Origin of the sequence: Actinoplanes solisilvae (genome assembly GCF_003999975.1) — a bacterium.
Taxonomy (GTDB): domain Bacteria; phylum Actinomycetota; class Actinomycetes; order Mycobacteriales; family Micromonosporaceae; genus Actinoplanes; species Actinoplanes solisilvae.
In genome coordinates this window covers 73,369-92,801 of record NZ_RJAC01000019.1, presented here as the reverse complement: position 1 = coordinate 92,801, position 19,433 = coordinate 73,369, and the positions used below count along the sequence as shown (strand labels likewise).

Genomic DNA, 19,433 nt, shown 5'->3' with positions numbered 1-19,433 from the left:
GGTCGTTGTGGGGGTCCGCACGGGTGACCCTGACACCGATCTCAGGGTCATCTCCGGGGACGGTCAGTGACAGGACCGATGGTGTCCGCCCGCGCCCTGGTCATAGCGTCTTCACCATGACCACGACACTCGCCCGGCGCGCCGGAGTCTTCGCCCTCATCGCCGCAACGGCGGCCACCACCCTGACGGGATGCGGCGGCGGCGTGTTCGGGGCGCGCATGACCTACAACGACACCGAGAAAGCCAAGATCACCGAGATCCGGTTCGACGGCCAGTCCGGTGACGTGATCGTCCGCACCGACAAGGTCACCGAGACCAGCATCAAGCGGATCATCAAGCGCAGTTCCGGTGACCCGGGCGAGTCCTACCGCGTCGAGGGCAGCACCCTGGTGGTCGACACCGACTGCGGGCACAACTGCTCGGTGTCGTACGAGATCGTTGCTCCGGCCGGGGTGAAGGTGCGGGGCGAGCTCAAGTCGGGTGACGTGCAGCTCGACTCGGTCGCCGACACCGACATCGAGCTGACGTCGGGCAACATCGACGTCACCGAGCCGACCGGGCCGGTGAAGCTGCGCGCGACCTCGGGCGACATGCGGGTGACGAATGCCAAGAGCACGGTCGACATCCAGACCACCTCGGGCAACATCACCGCGACCGAGGTGGCCGGCGCGATGAACCTCAAGGTCACCTCGGGCGACATCGACGCCGCACTGAGCGCGCCGGCCTCGGTGACGGCCCAGACGACCAGCGGAAACGTGAACCTTCGGGTGCCCTCGGGCAGCTACAAGATCAACACCGTTGCCGGGTCGGGCGAGACCGAGGTGCAGGGCATCACCAGCGACCCGAACGCGAAGAACGAACTGAACCTGCGCACCGGCAGCGGAGACGCGACGCTCGTGGCGGCCTGACCGGGCCTGCGGGGCTGCGGGGGCTGCAGGACCGCGGCCCGTGAGGGCTGCGGGCCTGTGGCCTGCGGGGCTGTGTGGCTGTGGCCTGCGTGGTTGCGGGGTTGATCGGGCGTACGGGGTTGATCGGGCGTGCGGGCGGGCGGCCTAATCGCGGCGAACCGGTGCACCGCGGGTGACGCTCGGGGCGGCATGATCGGGGCATGAGCTTCTATCTGCCGCTCGGTGACGATCACTTCCGGCCGACCCGCTCGACCGAGAGCCCCTGGGACTCGGAGATGCAGCACGGCGGGCCGCCCGCCGCGCTGCTCGGCCGGGTGCTCGCGGTCGACGGGCTGCGCCTGGCCCGCATCTCGGTCGACTTCCTCGGCCCGATCCCGCGCCGCGACTTCCGCGTCGAGGTCTCGCCGATCAAGCCGGGGCGGCTCACCACGCTCAACGAGGCGCGCATGGTCATCGACGGCCGGGTCGCGGTGACCGCCCGCGCCTGGCACATCGCGCCCGGCCCGAAGCCGCCGCTGGACACCCCGGCCGACCACGCCGACCCGCTGCCCGAGGGCGACGGGAGCGGGGGCTTCCCACACTTCGAGAGATGGGGTTACGGCGAGGCGATCGAGTGGCGGGCGACCAAGGGCGAGCTCGGCGTGTCCGACGGCGAGACGCACGTCTGGACCCGGGTGCGAATGCCGCTGATCGACGGGAACGAGCTGGAGGGGCAGGACAGGGCACTGATCGTGGCCGACTCGGCGAACGGGATCTCGGCGGTGCTGCCGATGGACCGCTGGCTCTCGATCCCGCCGACGATGACGACCACGCTGCTGCGGCCGGCCGTCGGCGAGTGGGTGCACCTGGCCTGCCGCACGACGCTGAGCGCGGACGGGCTCGGCCTCAGCTCGGGCGACCTGTTCGACGCCGAGGGCGGCATCGGCCAGGTCTCCCAGCCATTGCTGGTCCGAGCCCGCTGACCGGTCAGGGCGCGGAGCGGGCCAGTTCGACGGCGCCGGCCGGGGCCGGTGAGACGGGAACGGTGCGCCGCGAGCCGCCGGGTACGAGGGTCGGGCGACGGCCGGCCGCGAGGTCCTCGACCCAGCCGACGAGCAGGACGACGATGCCCAGCAGAACCGAGACGACGGCCAGGCGCCAGGTGATGCCGACCCAGCCGTGCACGGGCAAACCCGTCGCCTCGGCCACGCGCACCACCATGATGATCAGCGGCACGTGCCACAGGTAGATCGTGAGCGCCCGCGAGTTCAGCACGGTCAGCGTGCGGCGGCCCGCGATCCGCGGGGCCACGCCGAGGGCGACCAGGATGAACGCCGCCGACCAGAGCGCGTTGGCCAGCGGGATGTCGTTGAGGTCGAGCCCGCGCGGGCCGGGATGGGTCAGCGCCCACACGGCCCCGGTCGTGCCGAGCACGCCGACCAGCCACCAGCGGTAGCGGGCGAGGACGCTGGGCTTGCCGGCCCGCGTCGGCCGCCCGCCCCGACCGAATCGCCCGCCCCGGCCGACCAGCGCGTCGCGGCTGAGCAGGCCGTCGTGGTGCGCGAAGCCGAGCAGCCAGGCGCCGCCGTAGAGGGCGAGGTCGCGTACGACCAGGTGCGGGGTTGCCCCGGAGAGGGTGATGACGACCAGGGCCCCGTACGGGAGCAGGAGGGTTGGCAGGGGGAAGCGTCGGAACAATGGCAGCGCCAAGGGCGACAGCAGGACGAACCATAGGAAGTCCCGCAAATACCACATCGCGGCCAGGCCCTCGAGCCAGAAGCCCTCGGCGGGCGGGTCCTCGACCGGGAAGAACCAGAGCAGCACCTTCCAGTCCCAGGCCATGCCGCCGAGCAGCATGACCGGGACGGCGACCGCGACGAGCACCCACAACGACGGCAGCAGGCGGTGCAGGCGACGCTCGACGGCGATCGGCCCGTAGCGGTCCAACGAGGCGGCCATCATCGAGCCGGCCAGGGCGAACATCACCGACATCGCCGGGAAGACGACGGTGAGCGCCGCCCAGCCGGTCGAGTGATAGACCACAACCCGGACGGTTGCGGCGGCGCGCAGCAGATCCAGGTAACGGTTACGCATAGGCTTCGTTGTTACCCAACTCGGCGCTAGAGGCGCAAACTCGCGTGAACTATCCCATAATCGAGATATCCGGACGTTTAGATCCTATGCGGGTGGGCAATGGCAAAGATCAGAATCCGAGTTTGCGCAGTTGACGCGGGTCACGTTGCCACTCCTTGGCTACCCGCACATGAAGATCGAGATACACGCGGGTGCCAATTAATTCTTCGATCTGCGCGCGGGCCTTCGTACCAACCTCTTTGAGCCGGATGCCCCGCGAACCGATCACGATCGACTTCTGGCTGTCGCGCTCCACGTAAAGATCTGCGTAAATCTTGGTGACGCCGTTCTCGACCATCATCTCCTCGACCAGAACCGCGATCGAGTGCGGCAGTTCGTCGCGCACGCCCTCGAGCGCGGCCTCGCGGATCAGCTCGGCGATCAGCACCTGCTCGGGCTCGTCGGTCAGCACGTCGTCCGGGTAGAGCTGCGGCGACTCGGGCAGGTGCTTGATCAGCACGTCGACCAGGGTCTGCACCTGATGTCCGGAGACGGCGCTGACCGGCACGATCTCGGCGAAGTCGTACAGCTCGCTCACGGCCAGCAGGTGCTTGGTCAGGGTGGCCGGGTCGACGAGGTCGACCTTGGTCACGACGGCGATCACGGTCGCCTTGAGCTCGGCCAGCTCCGATGAGATGAACCGGTCGCCCCGGCCCACCGGCTCGTCGGCCGGGAAGCAGACGCCGATCACGTCGACCTCGCTCCACACCTCGCGCACCAGGTCGTTGAGCCGCTCGCCGAGCAACGTGCGCGGCCTGTGCAGACCGGGCGTGTCGACCAGCACGAGCTGGGCGTTCTCCTCGTGCAGGATGCCCCGGATGACGTGTCGCGTCGTCTGCGGCTTGTTCGACGTGATCGCGATCTTCTGCCCGATGATCGCGTTCGTCAGCGTGCTCTTGCCGGCGTTCGGCCGCCCGACGAAACACGCGAAACCGGCCCGATACACATCGTCGTCGACCTTCACTCGTGACGCTTCACGGTGACGGTGAGTGCGCGCTTTGTGCTCACTCAGAGCTTTCGGCGCACGGGTTGAGTCGACCTCACCGGAATCCGGCGTCTCGACCGTGGCAGCCTTGGCGGCCGCGCTCCGGGTACGAGGCTTACGCACACGCGGCGAATCCGCGGGCGAGGCGACGGCACCGCGCGGGCCGCTTTCCGTTCCACGCGGGGTACGCCGCTCGCCCGGCGGAACGCCGGACCCGCGGGTGTTCTGCCGCCCGCCCGACGCGTTCTCGGCCCGGCGCGCGGCCCGGCGTTCCTGACGCCGCAGCTCGTTCCGCTCGCCCGCCGTCAGCCGCCGCTCACCGCCGGCGGAGGAAGAGGCGGCCGAGGAAGAGGTGGCCGAGGGGGAAGAGCCACGGCTGGAGGATCCCGCGCCGGCCGGCGAGGAGGAGCCGGATCTCGAAGCGCGGACCGAGGAGGAACGCGACGACGAAGCCGTTCCCGATCCGGAAGAACGAGCCGACGAGGAACGCGACGACGAAGCCGCACCCGACCCCGAGGAACGAGCCGACGAAGCCGCAGCGGACCCCGAAGAACGGGTCGAGGAGCGCGACGACGAGGCCGAACCGGTCCCAGAAGAACGGGTGGACGAAGAGCGCCGCTTGGCCGCCGCGTCGCCGGACGACGAGGCGGGGTTGGCGTCCGAGCGGCGGCGCGGGTTGTCGCTCATGCGGTCACCGTGCCGCGCAGGGCGCCGGCCGGGTCGGCCACGTGGATCGGGGCCGTAGTGGTCAGGTCGCGGACCGCCGCGTGGCCCGCCGTCTCGAGGTCGGCGTTCTCCGTCACGACGGCGGCCGCCTCCAGCAGGGTCGCGCCCGAGGCCACGGCCGAGGCCACGGCCAGCTGGAGCGCGGTGACCGACAGGCTCGGCAGGGACACCGTGGCCGCCGCGTAGGTGCGGCCGTCCTGGTCACGTACCGCTGCTCCCTCGGTCGCGCCCACCCGGGCGCGTGCGCTGCGGGCCAGGGTGACCAGCTTGGTGTCCTCCGCGCTCAGCGCGATGTCGGTGTCAGGCATCAGCGGTTTGTCTTTCCTCGTTCTCGGTGGGGGTGTCGGAGGGCGGTGAGGGCGGTTCGAGGCGGCGCACCAGCACCGAGTCGATGCGGTTGCGCCGGCCGGTGGTGCCTTCGGCGACCAGGTGCAGGCCGCCGACGTCGACCGTGGCGCCGGGGATCGGCACCCGGCCCAGGGTCTGGGCGAGCAGGCCGCCGACCGTCTCGACCTCGTCGGCGGGCAGTTCGACCCCGAACAGCTCGCCGAGGTCTTCGATCGGGAGCCGGGCGGTGACCCGTACGGCGCCGTCCTCCAGGTGTTCGATCGGCGGGCGTTCGACGTCGTACTCGTCGGTGATCTCGCCGACGATCTCTTCGAGGATGTCCTCGATGGTGACGAGGCCGGCCGTGCCACCGTACTCGTCGACGACGATCACGAGGTGGGAGCGGGCCGCCTGCATCTCGGAGAGCAGGTCGTCGACGGGCTTCGACTCGGGCACGAAGGTCGCCGGCCGCATCAGGTCGGCCACCGCCTGCGAGGTCGAGGCGGGGTCGCCGTTCTGGGTGCGGCGGATCACGTCTTTCAGGTAGAGCACGCCGAGCACGTCGTCGACGCTGTCCCCTATCACCGGGATGCGCGAGAAGCCCGAGCGCAGGAACAGGTAGAGCCCCTGCTGCAGGGTCTTGGACGCCTCTATCCACACCATCTCGGTGCGCGGCACCATCACCTCACGGGCGATCGTGTCGCCCAGCGCGAAGACCGAGTGGATCATCTCGCGTTCGCCGTGCTCGACGACGCCGCGCTGCTCGGCCAGGTCGACCAGCTCGCGGAGCTCGACCTGGCTACCGAACGGGCCCTCGGGGAAGCCCTTGCCCGGCGTCACCGCGTTACCGATGAGGATGAGCAGCGACGCCAGCGGGTTGAGGACCTTGCCGAGCCAGCGCACCAGCGGGGCGGCGGCTCGGCCCACGGCGTACGCGTGCTGGCGCCCGACCGTGCGGGGAGCGACGCCGACCACGACGAAGCTGACAACGGTCATCGTGCTCGCGGTCACCAGGGCTGCGGTCCAGCCGATGCCCCAGCTGTCGACGGCGACCAGCGCGACCAGCGTCGTGGCGGTCAGCTCGGCCAGCAGCCGCAGCAGGAGAAGGAGGTTGAGGTGGCGAACCACGTCGGAGGCGACGGCGGCCAGCGCCGAGGCGCCGCGCTCGCCCTCGCGGGCCATCTCGGCCGCGCGTGCCGCGGAGACGCTGCCCAGGGCCGCGTCGGCCATGGAGGCGAGGCCGGCCAGGAAGACCAGCAGCACCGCGAAGGTGATCAGTTGCACGTCGGGCAGTCCCGCCGAGGCGGGGCCTGCCGCGAGTAGATGGGCGGGGTCCACGGCTAGCCGGCCCGCCCGGCCCGCCAGCTCTGGAGCAGCCGGTTCTGCAGACCGAACATTTCCCGCTCCTCCTCCGGCTCGGCGTGGTCGTAGCCGAGCAGGTGCAGCACCCCGTGCACGGTCAGCAGGTGCAGCTCGTCGGCGGAGGAGTGACCGGCCGCCGCGGCCTGTTTCGCGGCCACCTCGGGGGCCAGCACGATGTCGCCGAGCAGCGCCGGCTCACCCGCGCCGGTCTCGCCGGGGCCGTGGTCGACGCTGCCCTCGTCCATCGGGAACGCGAGCACGTCGGTGGGGCCGTCACCGCCCATCCAGCGATGGTTCAGCTCGGCCATGTAGTCGGTGTCGACGAGCAGGATGGACAACTCGGCGAGCGGGTTGACCCCCATCTCGTCGAGGGCGTGCCGGGCCACCGCGAGGATCGCGTCGGTGTCGACCTCGACTCCCGACTCGTTGGCGATCTCGATGGACATAGTGGTGCTCTTACCCCTTGGATCAGCGCCGGCGCCCGGAGCGGCCACCGCTGGCGGCGCGGCCCGGGACGGCGTGGACGGATTGAGTGGCGGCGACTTCCTGCTCGGCGTCGTAGCGCGCGTAGGCGTCGACGATCTCGGCGACCAGGCTGTGCCGCACGACGTCGGCGCTGGACAGCTCGGAGAAGTGCACGTCTTCGACGCCCTGCAGGATCTCGCGCACGATCTTGAGACCGCTGGTCGTGCCGCCGGGGAGGTCGACCTGGGTGACGTCACCGGTGACCACGATCTTCGAGTTGAAGCCGAGCCGGGTGAGGAACATCTTCATCTGTTCGGGCGTCGTGTTCTGCGCCTCGTCGAGGATGATGAACGCGTCGTTGAGCGTGCGACCGCGCATGTAGGCCAGCGGCGCGACCTCGATCGTGCCCGCGGCCATGAGGCGCGGGATCGACTCGGGGTCGAGCATGTCGTGCAGCGCGTCGTAGAGCGGCCGCAGGTAGGGGTCGATCTTCTCGTTGAGCGTGCCGGGCAGGAAGCCCAGCCGCTCGCCGGCCTCGACCGCGGGGCGGGTGAGGATGATGCGGCTGACCTGCTTGGCCGTCAGCGCCTGCACGGCCTTGGCCATGGCCAGGTAGGTCTTGCCGGTGCCGGCGGGGCCGATGCCGAAGACGATCGTGTTCTCGTCGATGGCGTCGACGTAGCGTTTCTGACCCAGCGTCTTGGGGCGGATCGTGCGCCCCCGCCGGGACAGGATGTTGAGGGTCAGCACCTCGGCCGGGCGCTCGGCGGTGTCGTCGTCGAGCATGGCCGCGGTGCGGCGCACCGAGTCGACGGTCAGGGTCTCGCCCCGCTCGATCAACTCGATCAGCTCAGAGAAGAGCCGGTCGGCGGTGGCGTTCTCGGCGGGGTCCCCGGTGATGGTGATCTCATTGCCGCGAACGTGCACGTCGCTGGCGAGAGTTCGCTCGATGAGCCGCAGGATCTCGTCCTTGGCACCCAGCAGGTTGACCATGATCTTCGGATCGTTGACCGAGATCTTGGTCTGCACCCGCGCCGCGCCAGTGGAGCCCGCGCTGGAAGGGTTCGGCGTACCGGTCATAGGGCGGCCACGAGGGCCTCCGCCACCTGCTCTCTTTCTCGTCGTCGCCCGGTCGGGGCGGCGTACCTCAGGATCGTGCCATCGTATCCGCTCGGCCGCCCCGACGCCGATGCCATTTAGCGCGGGTCAGGCACCGGAAGCACCGTCCGACGCCGCGCCTCCGTCGAAGCCCTCCTGCACCCGGGTGACGCGGTAGGTCGCCCAGTGCATCCGCACGACGGCCCCCGACGAGTCACGGGTCAGCCGCAGCAGCTCGCCCGTCTCGCGGCCGCTGACCGTACGCAGCACGTCTTTCTCTCCGGGAAGCGGCGCGAAGACCGCCGGCGGCGTGTCGGCCGGCAGCTCTGAAAGGCGGGCCTGCAGGCTCCCGTCGTGCCACGAGAAGACGACCTGCGAGCCCTCGCTCCACCACGGCCCGAGCACCGAGCGGTAGGCCGCGGGCGCCGGAGGTGAGACGCGCCACGGCGTGATGTCCGCCGGATCGTGCTCGACCGCGAGTTTCAGCAGCTCGTGCACCAGGTCGTTGATCTCCCCGGCGGTCCCGGACGAGCCGAGCACCGCGCATCCGAGCCCTTCGGGCACACCTTCCCCACCCCGCTGCCCGTACGCCCCGGCGAGGAACCCGGGCATCGCCCCGTTGTGCCCGACGTCGACCACCCGTCGTCCCCGCGGCACGATCATGAGCCCGAGGCCCCAGCCGACCTGCCAGAGCGCCTCGTTCGTGGTGGTGGCCGGGTAGCGCATCTCGTCGACGGTCGTGGCCGCGAGGATCTTGCCGTCCGGGTCGACCGACGCGGGGTCGGCCAGGAAGGCGCCCCAGGTGGCCATGTCGGCGGCGGTGCTCCAGAGCTGGGCGGCCGGCGCGACGCCGCCGAGGTCGGTCTGCGGTTCGGGCCGCGCCGCGTCGGAGTAGGCGTCGACCAGGTAGCCGACCGCGGCCTGGGCCGGCGGGTGCAGCGTCGTGCCGGTCAGGCCGAGCGGCTCGAGGATCCGCGAGGTGACGACCTTGTCCCAGCCGGTGCCGCGCAGCTCGGCGACGGCCTGGCCGAGCACGGCGAACGCGAGGTTGGAGTAGTGGAACCGGCGGCCGTTGGGCAGTACTCGTTCGGCCCGGTCGAGCTGGGCCAGCAGCTCCGCGTCGCCGGGTGCCACCAGCGTGTCCCAGACATCCCCGTACGGCTCCCGCTGGAACCCGGACGTGTGCGAGAGCAGCCGCCTGATCGTCGCGTCGCCGTGGGCCGGCAGGTCGAGGTACTTGCCGATCGGGTCGTCGAGGTCGAGCAGGCCCTCGTCGCGGGCCTGAAGCACGAGCACGGCGGTGAACGTCTTGGTGATCGAGCCGATCCGGAACCGGGTGTCGGCGTTCAGCGGGTGATCGGGATTGCCGGAGTCGCCGACGGTGAAGACCCACGGTTCGCGGTCGGCGCGGCGCAGCGCGACCGAGAGGGCGGGGACGCGGCCGTCGGCCTGGGCCTTGCGGGCGGCCCTCTCGTAGACGTTCAACATTTCGATGATCCTAAGGTGGCAGCGTTGAACATCGAGAATGGGAGCGCTCCATGCCCGAGGTCGAAGACCAGTTACTCGCCGAGCTGAGCCTTGAGGAGAAGGTGTCGCTGCTGGCCGGGCAAGACTTCTGGTCCTTGCCGGCGATCGACCGTATCGGGCTGCGGTCGCTGGTGATGTCCGACGGCCCGATCGGCGTACGCGGCACGGGCTGGGCGCCGGACGACCCGTCGATCGCGCTGCCGAGCCCGACCGCGCTGGCCGCGGCGTGGGACGTCGAACTGGCGGAGCGGGCCGGGCAGCTCCTCGGGCAGGAGGCGCGGCGCAAGGGCGTACACCTGCTCCTCGGGCCGACGGTGAACCTGCATCGCACTCCCCTGGGCGGCCGGCATTTCGAGTGCTACTCGGAGGATCCGCTGCTCAGTGGCGAGGTCGCGGTCGGGTTCGTGCGCGGGGTGCAGGCACACGGCGTCGGCACGACGGTGAAGCACCTGGTCGGCAACGACTTCGAGACCGACCGCATGGAGGTCGACGTCCGCATCGGCGACCGGGCGCTGCGCGAGATCTACCTGGCGCCGTTCGAGCGCGTCGTCGAGGCCGGCGGCTGGGGCGTGATGAGCGCCTACAACAGCGTGAACGGCCAGTCGATGGCCCAGAACGGGGTGCTGCAGGACGAGATCCTCAAGCGCGAGTGGGGCTTCGACGGCGTGGTGGTCTCCGACTGGCGGGCGGCTCGCTCGACGGTCGGCGCGGCCCTGGGCGGGCTCGACATCGCCATGCCGGCTTTGGAGAACCCGTGGGGTCAGAAGCTCGTTGACGCCGTACGGGCCGGGGCTGTGCCCGAGGAGGTCGTCGACGACAAGGTGCGCCGCGTCCTGCGGCTGGCGAGGCGGGTCGGCGCTCTCGACGGCGGCCCGATCGTGACCCCGCCCGCCGACCTCGACGGTGACGCGATCGCCCACGAGGTCGCGGCGCGCTCGTTCGTGCTGGTCCGCAACGAGAACTACACGCTGCCGCTCGAACCGGCCACGCTGACGAAGGTCGCGGTCATCGGCGCGCTGGCCACGGACGCCCGGGTGCTCGGCGGCGGTAGTGCTCAGGTCTCCCCGCCGCACGTGATCTCGCCGCTGGCCGGCCTGGCCGAGAAGCTGTCCGGCGTGGACGTCGAGTACGCGATCGGCGCCGACCCCCGCCCGTTCCTGCCCGCCCTGCACGAGCCGGCCACGGTCACCATCGGGCAGGTCTCGTTCGTGGTCGACCCGGCCGCGGTGCGTTGGATCGGCTCGCTGCCCGGCGGCCTCGACCCGGCCGACGTCGACGAGATCCGCCTCGAGACGACGTTCACGCCCGGCACCACCGGCGAGCACACCTTCGCCGTCTCCGGGTTCGGCACGTTCGAGCTTTCCGTCGGCGGCAAGCTGCTGTACGAGGGTTCGCTGCACCCGCCCACCGCCACCCGCGCCGACCTGTTGCTGTCCCCGCGCGAGCAGCGGGTCACGGTCGAGCTCGAGGCCGGCGTGGCGGTCCCGGTCGTGCTGCGGCAGACGATCGAGCGCGGGCTGGCCCACTCGATCTCGACGACGCTCGGCCACCGCCCGCCCGCCCCCGACGAGGACGGCCTGATCGAGGAGGCGGTGCGGCTCGCCGCCGGTTCGGACGTCGCCGTGATCGTGGTCGGCACGACCGAGCAGGTCGAGTCCGAGGGCTTCGACCGCGTCTCGCTGGCCTTGCCGGGCCGGCAGGACGAGCTGGTGTCCCGGGTGGCCGCGGCCAATCCCCGTACGGTCGTGGTCGTGAACGCCGGCTCCCCGGTGCTCATGCCGTGGGCCGACGAGGTCGCGGCAACGCTGCTCACCTGGTTCCCCGGTCAGGAGGCGGGCGCCGCGCTGGCCGACGTGCTGCTCGGGATCGCCGAGCCGGGCGGGCGGCTGCCGACCACCTGGCCCCGGCACGAGCAGGACTGCCCGGTGTTCAAGGTGGAGCCGCGTGACCTGGTCGTCTCGTACGACGAGGGCGTGTTCGTCGGCTATCGCGGCTGGCTGCGCTCCGGGGTCGCTCCGCTCTATGCCTTCGGCCACGGTCTCGGCTACACGACGTGGAGCTACGACGAGATGGTCGTGACTCCGGAAGAGGCCGTGGTCACGCTGACCAACACCGGCCCGCGCACCGGCCGCGAGGTCGTGCAGATCTACGTCGGACCGTCGCCGGTCGACCCGGAGCGTCCGGAGCGGTGGCTGGCCGGTTTCGAGAACGTCGAGGCCGCGCCGGGCGAGACGGTCACCGTACGCATCCCGCTGCCACCGCGGACGTTCGAGATCTGGGACGGCGGCTGGCGTCGAGTGCCCGGCGACTACCGCGTGATCGCCGCGCACGCACTCGACGACCCGCGCCTGACCGCCACGCTGTCCTAACCTCGCGATTGCCAGGCCGACCACAGCGTGGCATAGCGGCCCCCGGCGGCGACCAGGTCGTCGTGGGTGCCCTCCTCGAGCACCGACCCGTGCTCGAGGACCACGATGCGGTCGGCCCCGGCGGCCTGGGTGAGGCGGTGCGCGACCAGCAGGGTCGTGCGGCCCTTGGTGGCGGCCAGGGCCGACTCCTCCAGCTCGCGGGCGCCCGCGCTGCCGGCCTCGGCGGTCGCCTCGTCCAGGATGGCGATCGCCGGGTCGAGCAGCACGAGCCGGGCCAGGGCGAGCTGCTGCGCCTGCGCGGCGGTCAGCGGGTGCCCGCCCTCGCCGACCACCGTGCCCAGCCCGCCGGGCAGGCCGCGGGCCCAGTCCAGCGCGCCGACCCGTTCCAGCGCGGCCTCGACCGTCTCGGTGGACGCGCCCGGCCCGGCCAGCCGCAGGTCCTCGATCAGCGGGCCCGCGAAGACGTGCGTCTCCTGGCTGATGATCGCCACCGCGCCGGGGGTCAGCCGGTCGACCGGCACCCCGCCCGCGGTGGCCGCGCCCGAGTCCGGCCGCAGGATGCCGGCCGCGATCGAGGCCACTGTGGTCTTGCCGGCCCCGGTCGAGCCGACCAGTGCGACCCGCTCCCCCGGCGCCACCCGCAGACTGATCCCGCGCAGCACCGGCACCCTCGCCTCGTACCCGAAGGTCACGTCGCGCAACGTCAGGTCGGCGGCGGCCAGCGGCTCGGTGCCGGCCGGCACGACGGGCAGCAGGCCGACACCGACCAGGCGGGCCAGCCCGGCGCCGGCCGCCTGGATCTCGTCGAAGGTGAACAGCACCATCGACACCGGGTTGAACAGCCGGTGGAACAGCACCGCGGCCGCCGCGGTCTCGCCGACCGTGACCGTGCCGTCGCGCACGAACCAGAAGCCGGCCACCAGGATCATGGCCAGGCCGAGCAGCTCGGCCCGGTTGATCCGGCCGACGAACCGGGTGAACAGCGCGAAAACACCGACGGAGAGCTCGCGGGCCCGCACCGAGGCGCCCTCGATCGCCGTCAGGTGCCGCGCCTCCAACCGGTAGGCGTGCACGGTGCGTACGCCCTGAAGGCTCTCCATCAGCAGTTGGGCCCGGGCGCCCACCGCGGCTCGTTCGCCGGCGTAGATCGGCGCCGAACGTGGCAGATACCAGCGCAGTGCGAGCAGATAGGCGGGCAGGGCCGCCAGCCCGGTCAGGCCGAGCCGCCAGTCCAGGCCGAACATCGCGGTCACGCTGAGCAGGCCGAGGAAGACCGCCGAGATCACCGTCGGCAGGACCTCGGCGGCGGCGGTGCCGACCGCGGCCACGTCGGCGCCGACGCGCGCGAGCAGGTCGCCGCGCCCGGCCCGGTCGAGGGTGTGCGCGGGCAGGCGCAGCGAGACGCTCACGACGTCCTCGCGCAGGTGGGCGAGGATGCGCTCACCGAGACGGCTCACCAGGGTGGTGGTCGCTCCGGCGGCCAGCCCGCCGAGCAGCGCGATCCCGGCGACGAGCAGGCCGATCGGCACCAGCGCGGTCGAGGCGGCGCCGTCCCGCACGAGGTCGACCAGCAGGCCGAGGGCGGTGACCGGCACGACCGACGCCCCGGCCGCGGCCAGCCCGGCGGCGACCGTGAGGGCCACGTCGAGCCGCCGGGCCCGCAGTTGCCGGCAGAGCCACCACCAGGTCTGGCCGGGTGTCGCCACCGGCAGGGCATCGGTCATCGCAGCACCGCCGAGCGGTAGGAGTCGTCGGTGGCGGCCAGCGACGCGTGCGTGCCGGTCGCCACCACCGCGCCTTCCCGCACCACGATCACCCGGTCGGTGACCGCGAGCAGGGCCGGGCTGGTGGTGACGAGCACCGTTCCCAGCGTCGATCCGGGGCCGTGCCGCAGGTCGCGGATGCCGCGGGCGATGGCGTGCTCGGTGACCGCGTCGACCGCCGTAGTGGGCTCGTGCAGCACCAGCAACCGCGGCCGGGCCAGCAGCGCGCGGGCCAGGGCGAGCCGCTGCCGCTGGCCGCCGGAAAGCGCCGCGCCCCGGTCGGCGATCGCGTGGTCGAGGCCGTCCGGGTGGGCCGCGACCACGTCGTCGGCGGCTGAGGCGCGCAGCACGGCGGGCAGGTCGTCGCGGCCCGGCTCGATCAGGTTCTCGCGGATCGTCCCGCTGAACAGCTCGGGCAGGTGCGGCGCCACCAGCACGTCCGGCGAGCCGTCGTCGAAGAGCGCCACCAACGCGCTCGCGTCCGGCTCGACCACCACCCCGACGCACTCGCCGACGATCGGCGGGATCGGGTTGGTCCCGGCCGGCGGCTCGGCCGGGCGCAGGTCGAGCACCGCCTCGATGCGCTCGGCCGAGGCCCGCGAGGACGCGAACCAGCCGGGCGCGGCCGAGAGGGTGGCGAAGGGCTCGCCGAGGAAGGCGGCCAGGCCGATCACGGTCACCAGTTCGCCCGCCGAGATGCGGCCGCTGAGCGCGAACCAGCCCGCCAGGATCGCGATGCCGCAGGCCAGCAGTGTGCTCACGGTGTCCGAGGCGGCCTGGAACCAGCCCACCGTCGTCGCGGCCCGCAGGGTGGCGCCGAGCGATTCGCGGCTGACCTCCCGGTAGCGGTGCGCGGCGGCGTCCTGCGCGCCGATACCGCGCAGCGGGCGCAGGCCGGTGACCAGGTCGGTGGCGAGCGAGGCGGCCCGGCCCGCGACCTCCTGCCGGGCGGCGACGCGCCGGGTGATCCGGGGCGCCGCCCGCTGCAACGCGACCAGCACGACCGGGGTCCCGAGCAGAACCACCAGCCCCAGCGGTACGGAGATGAGGCAGAGCCCGACCGCGCTGATGGCCGTCGCCACCAGCGCGCCGAACAGCCGTGGCAGGTAGTCGAGAAGGTACGAGGTGGTGTCCGCGTCGGTGGCCGAGATCGTGAGCACGTCGCCGGTGCGCACCTCGGTGCGCGGGTCGAGCACCTTCGCCGCCACCTCGAGCCGCAGCCGGTGCGCCTCGTCGGCGATCGCCCGCATGAGCTGCCGCGCGCCGATGCGATAGGCGACGGTCAGCACCAGGAAGAGCGCGGCCAGCGTGCCCACCCACAGAACCAGCATGCCCAGGTCCTGGGTGGCGACGGCGCCGTCGACGATCACCCCGATGAGGATCGGCACCAGCGCCTGGCAGCCCTGGTGCAGCCCGATCAGCAGACTTCCGGACGCCACCCGGCCTCGGTTGCGGAGCAGAGCCCGCCAGAGGAGGTTCACGCGCCCGGACCCCGCCGGCGCTTCCTGCCCGGACCCCGCCGCCGCTTCCCACCGGGGGCCGGATCGACGGGGGCAGCGGGGGCGTCTGGTCCAGGATCGAGACTCATCGACTACTGACCTTGGCCCGGCCGGGCCATCAGATCAAGACCCGGCCCCCGCGCACGGTCGATCCCGCGATAACTCAGTGTGACTAAGCTCGCTTTCACGGAGAGTAGTTTCAGCCTAAAGTGTGATCGGTCCAGTTATTCCGATACGCCCGTTAGGACGGCCCCCGTATGTCGCCGACGTTCTACGAGCTCGACGAGCGGGCGCTGGCCCGGCACTGCGCCGCCGCGATCGCCGCACACCCGGCCACCGGCCGCTTCCTCGCCCTCGCGCTCGGGCCGTCCGATCCTACGGCCGACGTCGTGCGGACCATTGAACCCCAGCTCCAGGCAGTCGTGTCAAGCAACCGCGAGCACGAGAAGCGCAGCATCTTCCTGCTCGTGCTCGACCGTCGCACCGGGCTGCCGGCCGCCGCCGGACGGGTCGTGGACGGCGGCGGGCGGGCGCTCGACGACGCCCCGGAGCGAATCGGCCGCGAGCTGTCAGCCATCGTCGACGCGCACGAGCTGCACGAGGGAAAGATCTGGGACGTCGCTACTCTCGGTAATTTATCCGGTTACCGAGATAGTAAAGCTGGACTGACGGTCAGCGCCCTACTCGCGCGCACCCTGGTGCTGGCGGGCCACCGGGCGGGCGTACGGCATCTGGTCGGCCTGCTCGACCAGCGCACTCATCGCACCCTAGCCCTGCTGGGCGTCCCGTTCGTGCCGATGGCCGGCTCGGAAGCGTCCAGTCGTGCGCTCTACGCACCCTTTCCCGCCCTCGAACCGGCCATCGCCGAGCAGGGGCGCCGCCTGAACCGTCTCGCGGGCTCGTTCACGGGCGAGATCGAGGCGCGGGGGCTGCGTCGTCTGGTGATCCGGCGGCTGGCCGCCCGCATGTCCGAGCAGGTCGCCACCGGTCAGGGTCTCGACGAGCACATTCTGCTTCCCGGGCTGGAACGCCGCCGTTATCGCGGGCTGCGCAAGCGCGGCTGACTACCAGCGCCCCAACCGCGCCGACAAAACCGATAGAGCCGCCACTCCCGCAGTCGACGTGCGCAGCACCTCGCGCCCCAGCCGCACCGCGGTCGCCCCGGCCGCGACGAACGTCTCGACCTCGGCCTCGCTGATGCCGCCCTCGGGCCCGATCACCAGCACGATGTCGCCCGCGGCAGGCAGCGCCGCCGAGGTCAGCGACTCGGTCGCCTCCTCGTGCAGCACGAACGCCGTGGCCTCGCCCACCCGGGCCGCGATCTGTTTCGTCGAGCAGTCCGGATCGCCGCCGACCACCGGCAGCCACGCCCGCCTCGCCTGCTTGGCCGCCTCACGCGCGGTGGCCACCCACTTCTCCCGCGACTTGCCGCCCCGGTCGCCGCGCCACTGAGCCACCGACCGCGCGGCGGCCCACGGCAGGATCTCGTCGACGCCGATCTCGGTCATCGCCTGCACGGCCAGCTCGCCCCGGTCGCCCTTGGCGATGCCCTGCGCCACGACCAGGCGCGGGTCGGCCGCCGGCACGTGCTCGCGGCCGACGATCTCGACGGCGACGCTGCCCTTGCGCACCTCGGTCACGCGGCCGGTGGCGCTGCCGCCACGACCGTCGGCCAGGATCAGCGTCTCGCCGGCGCGCAGCCGCTGCACCGTGGCGGCGTGATGCCCCTCGGGGCCATCGAGCGTGCAGGTGACGCCGGCGGGCAGGGCTTCGACCAGGAAGAGCGGGGCGGACACCCCCGAACGCTATCTCAGCCCCGATCCTGCGGGCGTTGCGCGGCCCGGATGCGGCTGATCGCGGCGTCCCACTCGTCGGGCTCGCCCCTCTCGCCCCGCGACCGGAAATGGTCGGGATGCGAGATCACGACCGCGACCAGCGAGACCACCACGGCCAGGGCGACCGCGGCGGCGAGGCCCTGAGCCGCGTCCTCGAACCAGGGGTACCACCCCGGGTAGAGCATCGCCTGGATGCGCGGAATGCGGTCGCCGATCGTCGTCCACGTCAGCGACGCGTAGAAATCGCGCAGGTAGGAGGGGCGGCTCGCGTCGGAGCCGATGGTCAGCAGTCCGATCAGGAAGATCACCGAACCGCCGGACAGGGCCCACGCGCGCGCCCACCGCACACCTCTGTGGATCAAAGGCGCCAAGCCCGCGTACGCCATTCCGGCCGCGCCGAGCAGCACCAGGGCGATCGCGCCGCCGCCCGCCCGGACGAGCGAGGGAGGCGGAATACCGTACTCGGTCTCGATGTCTTGCATCATCGCGGTGAGCTGCCGCGCGTCGGGTGAGGCCCACCAGAGCAGGTCGAGCACCCCGGCGGCGGCCAGCAACGCGCCGGCCGGCACCATCAGCCAGGCCAGCGCGGCTGCCACCCGCACACCGCGGGGCACCTCACTCCCCGTCATGCCCCGGATGCTATTCCTCCGGAACGATCCACTGAAGACCTGTCACCCCCAGTTCTGCGGCGCCTGCTGGCGGGTCGTGACGTTGATGCGATTGAAGAAGTTCGTCGTGGCGATCCACAGCACCAGCGCGGCCAGTTCCTTCTCGCCGAAGTGCCGCGCCGCCTCGGCCCACACGGCGTCGGGCACCGCGTCCGGGTTGTCGGCCAGGCGGGTCGAGTGCTCGGCCAGGTCGAGCGCGGCCCGCTCGGCGTCGGTGAAGAACGGCGTCTCGCGCCAGACGGCCACCGTGAACAGTCGCTCGTCGGTCTCACCGTTCTTGCGGGCGTTGCGGGCCCCCGACTCGACGCACGGGGCGCAGCCGTTGATCTGGCTGGCCCGCAGGTGGACAAGCTCGATCGTGGCCGGATCGACCCCGGCCGAGTGCACCGTCTTGTAGAGGATGTTGATCGCCTTGACCGCGTCCGGCAGCAGCGTGGCGGGGTTGTCCATCCGAACCTGCATGATTCTCCTGGGTTTCTCGCGGCGGCGCGTCACATCGGCGCGCTCTCATCCGTCGGTGGTGCGACGGACGAGGTCACATCGACGTGACCGATGTGACCCAGGACACAAACGGGGGATGACATGGACGAGCGTTTCGAGGCGAACCGGCCGCGGCTGCGCGCCGTGGCGTACCGCATGCTCGGCTCGACCGCCGAGGCCGACGACGCCGTACAGGAGGTCTGGCTGCGCCTCAACCGCACCGGCGCCGACGGGATCGACAACCTGGACGCCTGGCTGACCACGGTCGTCGGCCGAGTCTGCCTCGACATGCTGCGCTCCCGGACCGCCCGCCGCGAGGACGCCTTCACCACCGAACCCCCGGCCGCCCCGTCATCGCAGGCCGAACCGGAGACCGAGACGCTGCTCGCCGACTCGGTCGGACTGGCGCTGCTCGTGGTCCTCGAGACGCTGACCCCGATCGAACGACTCGCCTTCGTCCTGCACGACCTGTTCGCCGTCCCGTTCGACGAGGTGGCGCCCATCGTGGGCCGCTCCCCCGAGGCCGCCCGCCAGCTGGCCAGCCGCGCCCGGCGCAGGGTACGAGCCCAGCCCGCGGGTCGCCCGGCCGACCGCACGATCGTCGACGCGTTCCTGGCCGCCTCCCGCGACGGCGAGTTCGAGACCCTGCTGAGCCTGCTCGACCCCGACGTACGCCTGCGGGTCGACGACGCCGAACTGTCGCGCGGCGCGCAGAACGTGGCCCGGCTCTACGTGGGCAAGGCGCAGGGGGCTTTCCCGGCCCTGGTCGACGGCGCGCTGGGCTTCCGGGTGGCCCCGGACGGCGACACCCTGCTGGTCGTGACCGTCACGGTCGCCGAGGGGCGAATCACCGCCTTCGAGGCCACCACCGACCCCGACCGCGTACGCCAGATGGAGGTCTTGCCACTGCCGTGATTCGCCGCCCCCAAAATCACAGACCCCGCCCTCCCCAGGGGGAGGCCCCCACCGCTCCATTCTCGTCGGAACGGGTGATCTTTGGAGGGCGGCCTGTGGAAAACGGGGGCTTGTGGAGAACGCAGGACCGATGCGAAGTCAACGTTCCAGGGCACTCGGCCGCAATCGAGACCCCCGTATCAGGGATCAGCGGTTCGTGGTCGCGGTCGGGCTCGCCGTGACCCCGCCACGATCGAGCCGGGAGAGCCCCGGATCCTGGAAAAGCATCGAACTGCGTGCCAAGCCGAAGCCGCGAGCCCGGGCCCGCCAGCAGGCCCGGGCGCAACCACCCAGCCACCGCGGCGTGTGCGCGAGCCCGAGCCGAGACCGTCCAGTCCATTGGGCCGCGAAGACG

At 71.9% G+C, this 19,433-nt stretch carries 18 protein-coding genes; 6 read left to right on the top strand and 12 right to left on the bottom strand.

Going from position 1 to position 19,433, the window contains the following annotated elements; translation table 11 throughout:
* The first annotated feature begins 116 nt into the window (after positions 1-116).
* Both EER30_RS34510 and EER30_RS34505 read left to right on the top strand, forming a co-directional pair.
* On the top strand, positions 117-908 hold the full coding sequence (locus EER30_RS34510; protein ID WP_127504907.1) for a DUF4097 family beta strand repeat-containing protein: 792 nt from the start codon (positions 117-119) through the stop codon (positions 906-908).
* Positions 909-1,108: 200 nt separating this feature from the next.
* Positions 1,109-1,870, top strand: coding sequence for a thioesterase family protein (locus EER30_RS34505; protein WP_127504905.1), 762 nt, complete (start codon positions 1,109-1,111; stop codon positions 1,868-1,870).
* 4 nt (positions 1,871-1,874) lie between these two features.
* On the opposite strand, the gene EER30_RS34500 is transcribed toward EER30_RS34505, so the two are convergent.
* Positions 1,875-2,981: an acyltransferase family protein gene (locus tag EER30_RS34500; protein WP_127504903.1), complete on the bottom strand. Its 1,107-nt coding sequence runs from the start codon at positions 2,979-2,981 to the stop codon at positions 1,875-1,877.
* Positions 2,982-3,090: 109 nt separating this feature from the next.
* Entirely contained in the window at positions 3,091-3,984 is an 894-nt protein-coding gene (gene era / locus EER30_RS34495) for a GTPase Era (protein ID WP_127504901.1), read from the bottom strand.
* 373 nt (positions 3,985-4,357) lie between these two features.
* On the opposite strand from era, the gene EER30_RS47455 reads away from it, so the two are divergent.
* Positions 4,358-4,750 (top strand): hypothetical protein, encoded by a 393-nt coding sequence (locus EER30_RS47455; RefSeq protein ID WP_164842588.1) that lies wholly within the window; start codon positions 4,358-4,360, stop codon positions 4,748-4,750.
* Here EER30_RS47455 and EER30_RS34485 read toward each other — a convergent pair.
* The 5 genes from EER30_RS34485 to EER30_RS34465 all read right to left on the bottom strand — a co-directional run bounded on the left by EER30_RS34485 (position 4,689) and on the right by EER30_RS34465 (position 9,471).
* On the bottom strand, positions 4,689-5,039 hold the full coding sequence (locus EER30_RS34485; protein WP_127504899.1) for a cytidine deaminase: 351 nt from the start codon (positions 5,037-5,039) through the stop codon (positions 4,689-4,691). The two genes, EER30_RS47455 and EER30_RS34485, sit on opposite strands and share 62 nt — an antisense overlap.
* On the bottom strand, positions 5,032-6,396 hold the full coding sequence (locus tag EER30_RS34480; protein ID WP_127504897.1) for a hemolysin family protein: 1,365 nt from the start codon (positions 6,394-6,396) through the stop codon (positions 5,032-5,034). Before EER30_RS34480 ends, EER30_RS34485 begins: the two co-directional genes overlap by 8 nt.
* 2 nt (positions 6,397-6,398) lie before the next feature.
* On the bottom strand, positions 6,399-6,866 hold the full coding sequence (gene ybeY / locus EER30_RS34475) for an rRNA maturation RNase YbeY (protein ID WP_127504895.1): 468 nt from the start codon (positions 6,864-6,866) through the stop codon (positions 6,399-6,401).
* 22 nt (positions 6,867-6,888) lie between these two features.
* Positions 6,889-7,965, bottom strand: a complete 1,077-nt coding sequence (locus EER30_RS34470) for a PhoH family protein (protein ID WP_127504893.1) — start codon at positions 7,963-7,965, stop codon at positions 6,889-6,891.
* 126 nt (positions 7,966-8,091) lie between these two features.
* Positions 8,092-9,471 (bottom strand): serine hydrolase domain-containing protein, encoded by a 1,380-nt coding sequence (locus tag EER30_RS34465; RefSeq protein ID WP_127504891.1) that lies wholly within the window; start codon positions 9,469-9,471, stop codon positions 8,092-8,094.
* Positions 9,472-9,521: 50 nt separating this feature from the next.
* Between EER30_RS34465 and EER30_RS34460 the strand changes: the two genes are divergently transcribed.
* Positions 9,522-11,879: a beta-glucosidase H gene (locus EER30_RS34460; protein ID WP_127504889.1), complete on the top strand. Its 2,358-nt coding sequence runs from the start codon at positions 9,522-9,524 to the stop codon at positions 11,877-11,879.
* On the opposite strand, the gene EER30_RS34455 is transcribed toward EER30_RS34460, so the two are convergent.
* Both EER30_RS34455 and EER30_RS34450 read right to left on the bottom strand, forming a co-directional pair.
* Entirely contained in the window at positions 11,876-13,603 is a 1,728-nt protein-coding gene (locus tag EER30_RS34455; protein WP_127504887.1) for an ABC transporter ATP-binding protein, read from the bottom strand. The two genes, EER30_RS34460 and EER30_RS34455, sit on opposite strands and share 4 nt — an antisense overlap.
* Positions 13,600-15,123: an ABC transporter transmembrane domain-containing protein gene (locus EER30_RS34450; protein ID WP_127504885.1), complete on the bottom strand. Its 1,524-nt coding sequence runs from the start codon at positions 15,121-15,123 to the stop codon at positions 13,600-13,602. The genes EER30_RS34455 and EER30_RS34450 overlap by 4 nt, the downstream gene beginning before the upstream one ends.
* 275 nt (positions 15,124-15,398) lie before the next feature.
* On the opposite strand from EER30_RS34450, the gene EER30_RS34445 reads away from it, so the two are divergent.
* A complete protein-coding gene (locus tag EER30_RS34445) occupies positions 15,399-16,205 on the top strand; it encodes a hypothetical protein (protein WP_127504883.1) in 807 nt (268 codons plus the stop codon).
* On the opposite strand, the gene EER30_RS34440 is transcribed toward EER30_RS34445, so the two are convergent.
* Genes EER30_RS34440 through EER30_RS34430 form a run of 3 tightly spaced genes read right to left on the bottom strand, consistent with a single transcriptional unit; the run spans position 16,206 to position 18,106 of the window.
* Complete coding sequence (locus EER30_RS34440) at positions 16,206-16,937, bottom strand: 16S rRNA (uracil(1498)-N(3))-methyltransferase (protein ID WP_127504881.1); 732 nt, start codon at positions 16,935-16,937, stop codon at positions 16,206-16,208.
* Positions 16,938-16,951: 14 nt separating this feature from the next.
* Positions 16,952-17,605, bottom strand: coding sequence for a hypothetical protein (locus EER30_RS34435; RefSeq protein ID WP_127504879.1), 654 nt, complete (start codon positions 17,603-17,605; stop codon positions 16,952-16,954).
* A gap of 42 nt (positions 17,606-17,647) precedes the next feature.
* The gene (locus EER30_RS34430; RefSeq protein ID WP_127504877.1) at positions 17,648-18,106 is read right to left on the bottom strand and encodes a carboxymuconolactone decarboxylase family protein; all 459 of its coding nucleotides are present in this window, start codon (positions 18,104-18,106) and stop codon (positions 17,648-17,650) included.
* Between the two features lie 120 nt (positions 18,107-18,226).
* Between EER30_RS34430 and EER30_RS34425 the strand changes: the two genes are divergently transcribed.
* On the top strand, positions 18,227-19,039 hold the full coding sequence (locus EER30_RS34425) for a sigma-70 family RNA polymerase sigma factor (RefSeq protein ID WP_127504875.1): 813 nt from the start codon (positions 18,227-18,229) through the stop codon (positions 19,037-19,039).
* Positions 19,040-19,433 lie beyond the last annotated feature (394 nt).

Coding starts and splice junctions, on each gene's coding strand:
- EER30_RS34470 (WP_127504893.1), bottom strand. CDS start 7,965: ATGACCGGTACGCCGAACCCTTCCAGCGCGGGCTCCACTGGCGCGGCG.
- EER30_RS34465 (WP_127504891.1), bottom strand. CDS start 9,471: ATGTTGAACGTCTACGAGAGGGCCGCCCGCAAGGCCCAGGCCGACGGC.
- EER30_RS34460 (WP_127504889.1), top strand. CDS start 9,522: ATGCCCGAGGTCGAAGACCAGTTACTCGCCGAGCTGAGCCTTGAGGAG.
- EER30_RS34455 (WP_127504887.1), bottom strand. CDS start 13,603: ATGACCGATGCCCTGCCGGTGGCGACACCCGGCCAGACCTGGTGGTGG.
- EER30_RS34445 (WP_127504883.1), top strand. CDS start 15,399: ATGTCGCCGACGTTCTACGAGCTCGACGAGCGGGCGCTGGCCCGGCAC.
- EER30_RS34435 (WP_127504879.1), bottom strand. CDS start 17,605: ATGACGGGGAGTGAGGTGCCCCGCGGTGTGCGGGTGGCAGCCGCGCTG.
- EER30_RS34485 (WP_127504899.1), bottom strand. CDS start 5,039: ATGCCTGACACCGACATCGCGCTGAGCGCGGAGGACACCAAGCTGGTC.
- EER30_RS34500 (WP_127504903.1), bottom strand. CDS start 2,981: ATGCGTAACCGTTACCTGGATCTGCTGCGCGCCGCCGCAACCGTCCGG.
- EER30_RS34425 (WP_127504875.1), top strand. CDS start 18,227: ATGGACGAGCGTTTCGAGGCGAACCGGCCGCGGCTGCGCGCCGTGGCG.
- ybeY (WP_127504895.1), bottom strand. CDS start 6,866: ATGTCCATCGAGATCGCCAACGAGTCGGGAGTCGAGGTCGACACCGAC.
- EER30_RS34430 (WP_127504877.1), bottom strand. CDS start 18,106: ATGCAGGTTCGGATGGACAACCCCGCCACGCTGCTGCCGGACGCGGTC.
- EER30_RS34505 (WP_127504905.1), top strand. CDS start 1,109: ATGAGCTTCTATCTGCCGCTCGGTGACGATCACTTCCGGCCGACCCGC.
- EER30_RS34510 (WP_127504907.1), top strand. CDS start 117: ATGACCACGACACTCGCCCGGCGCGCCGGAGTCTTCGCCCTCATCGCC.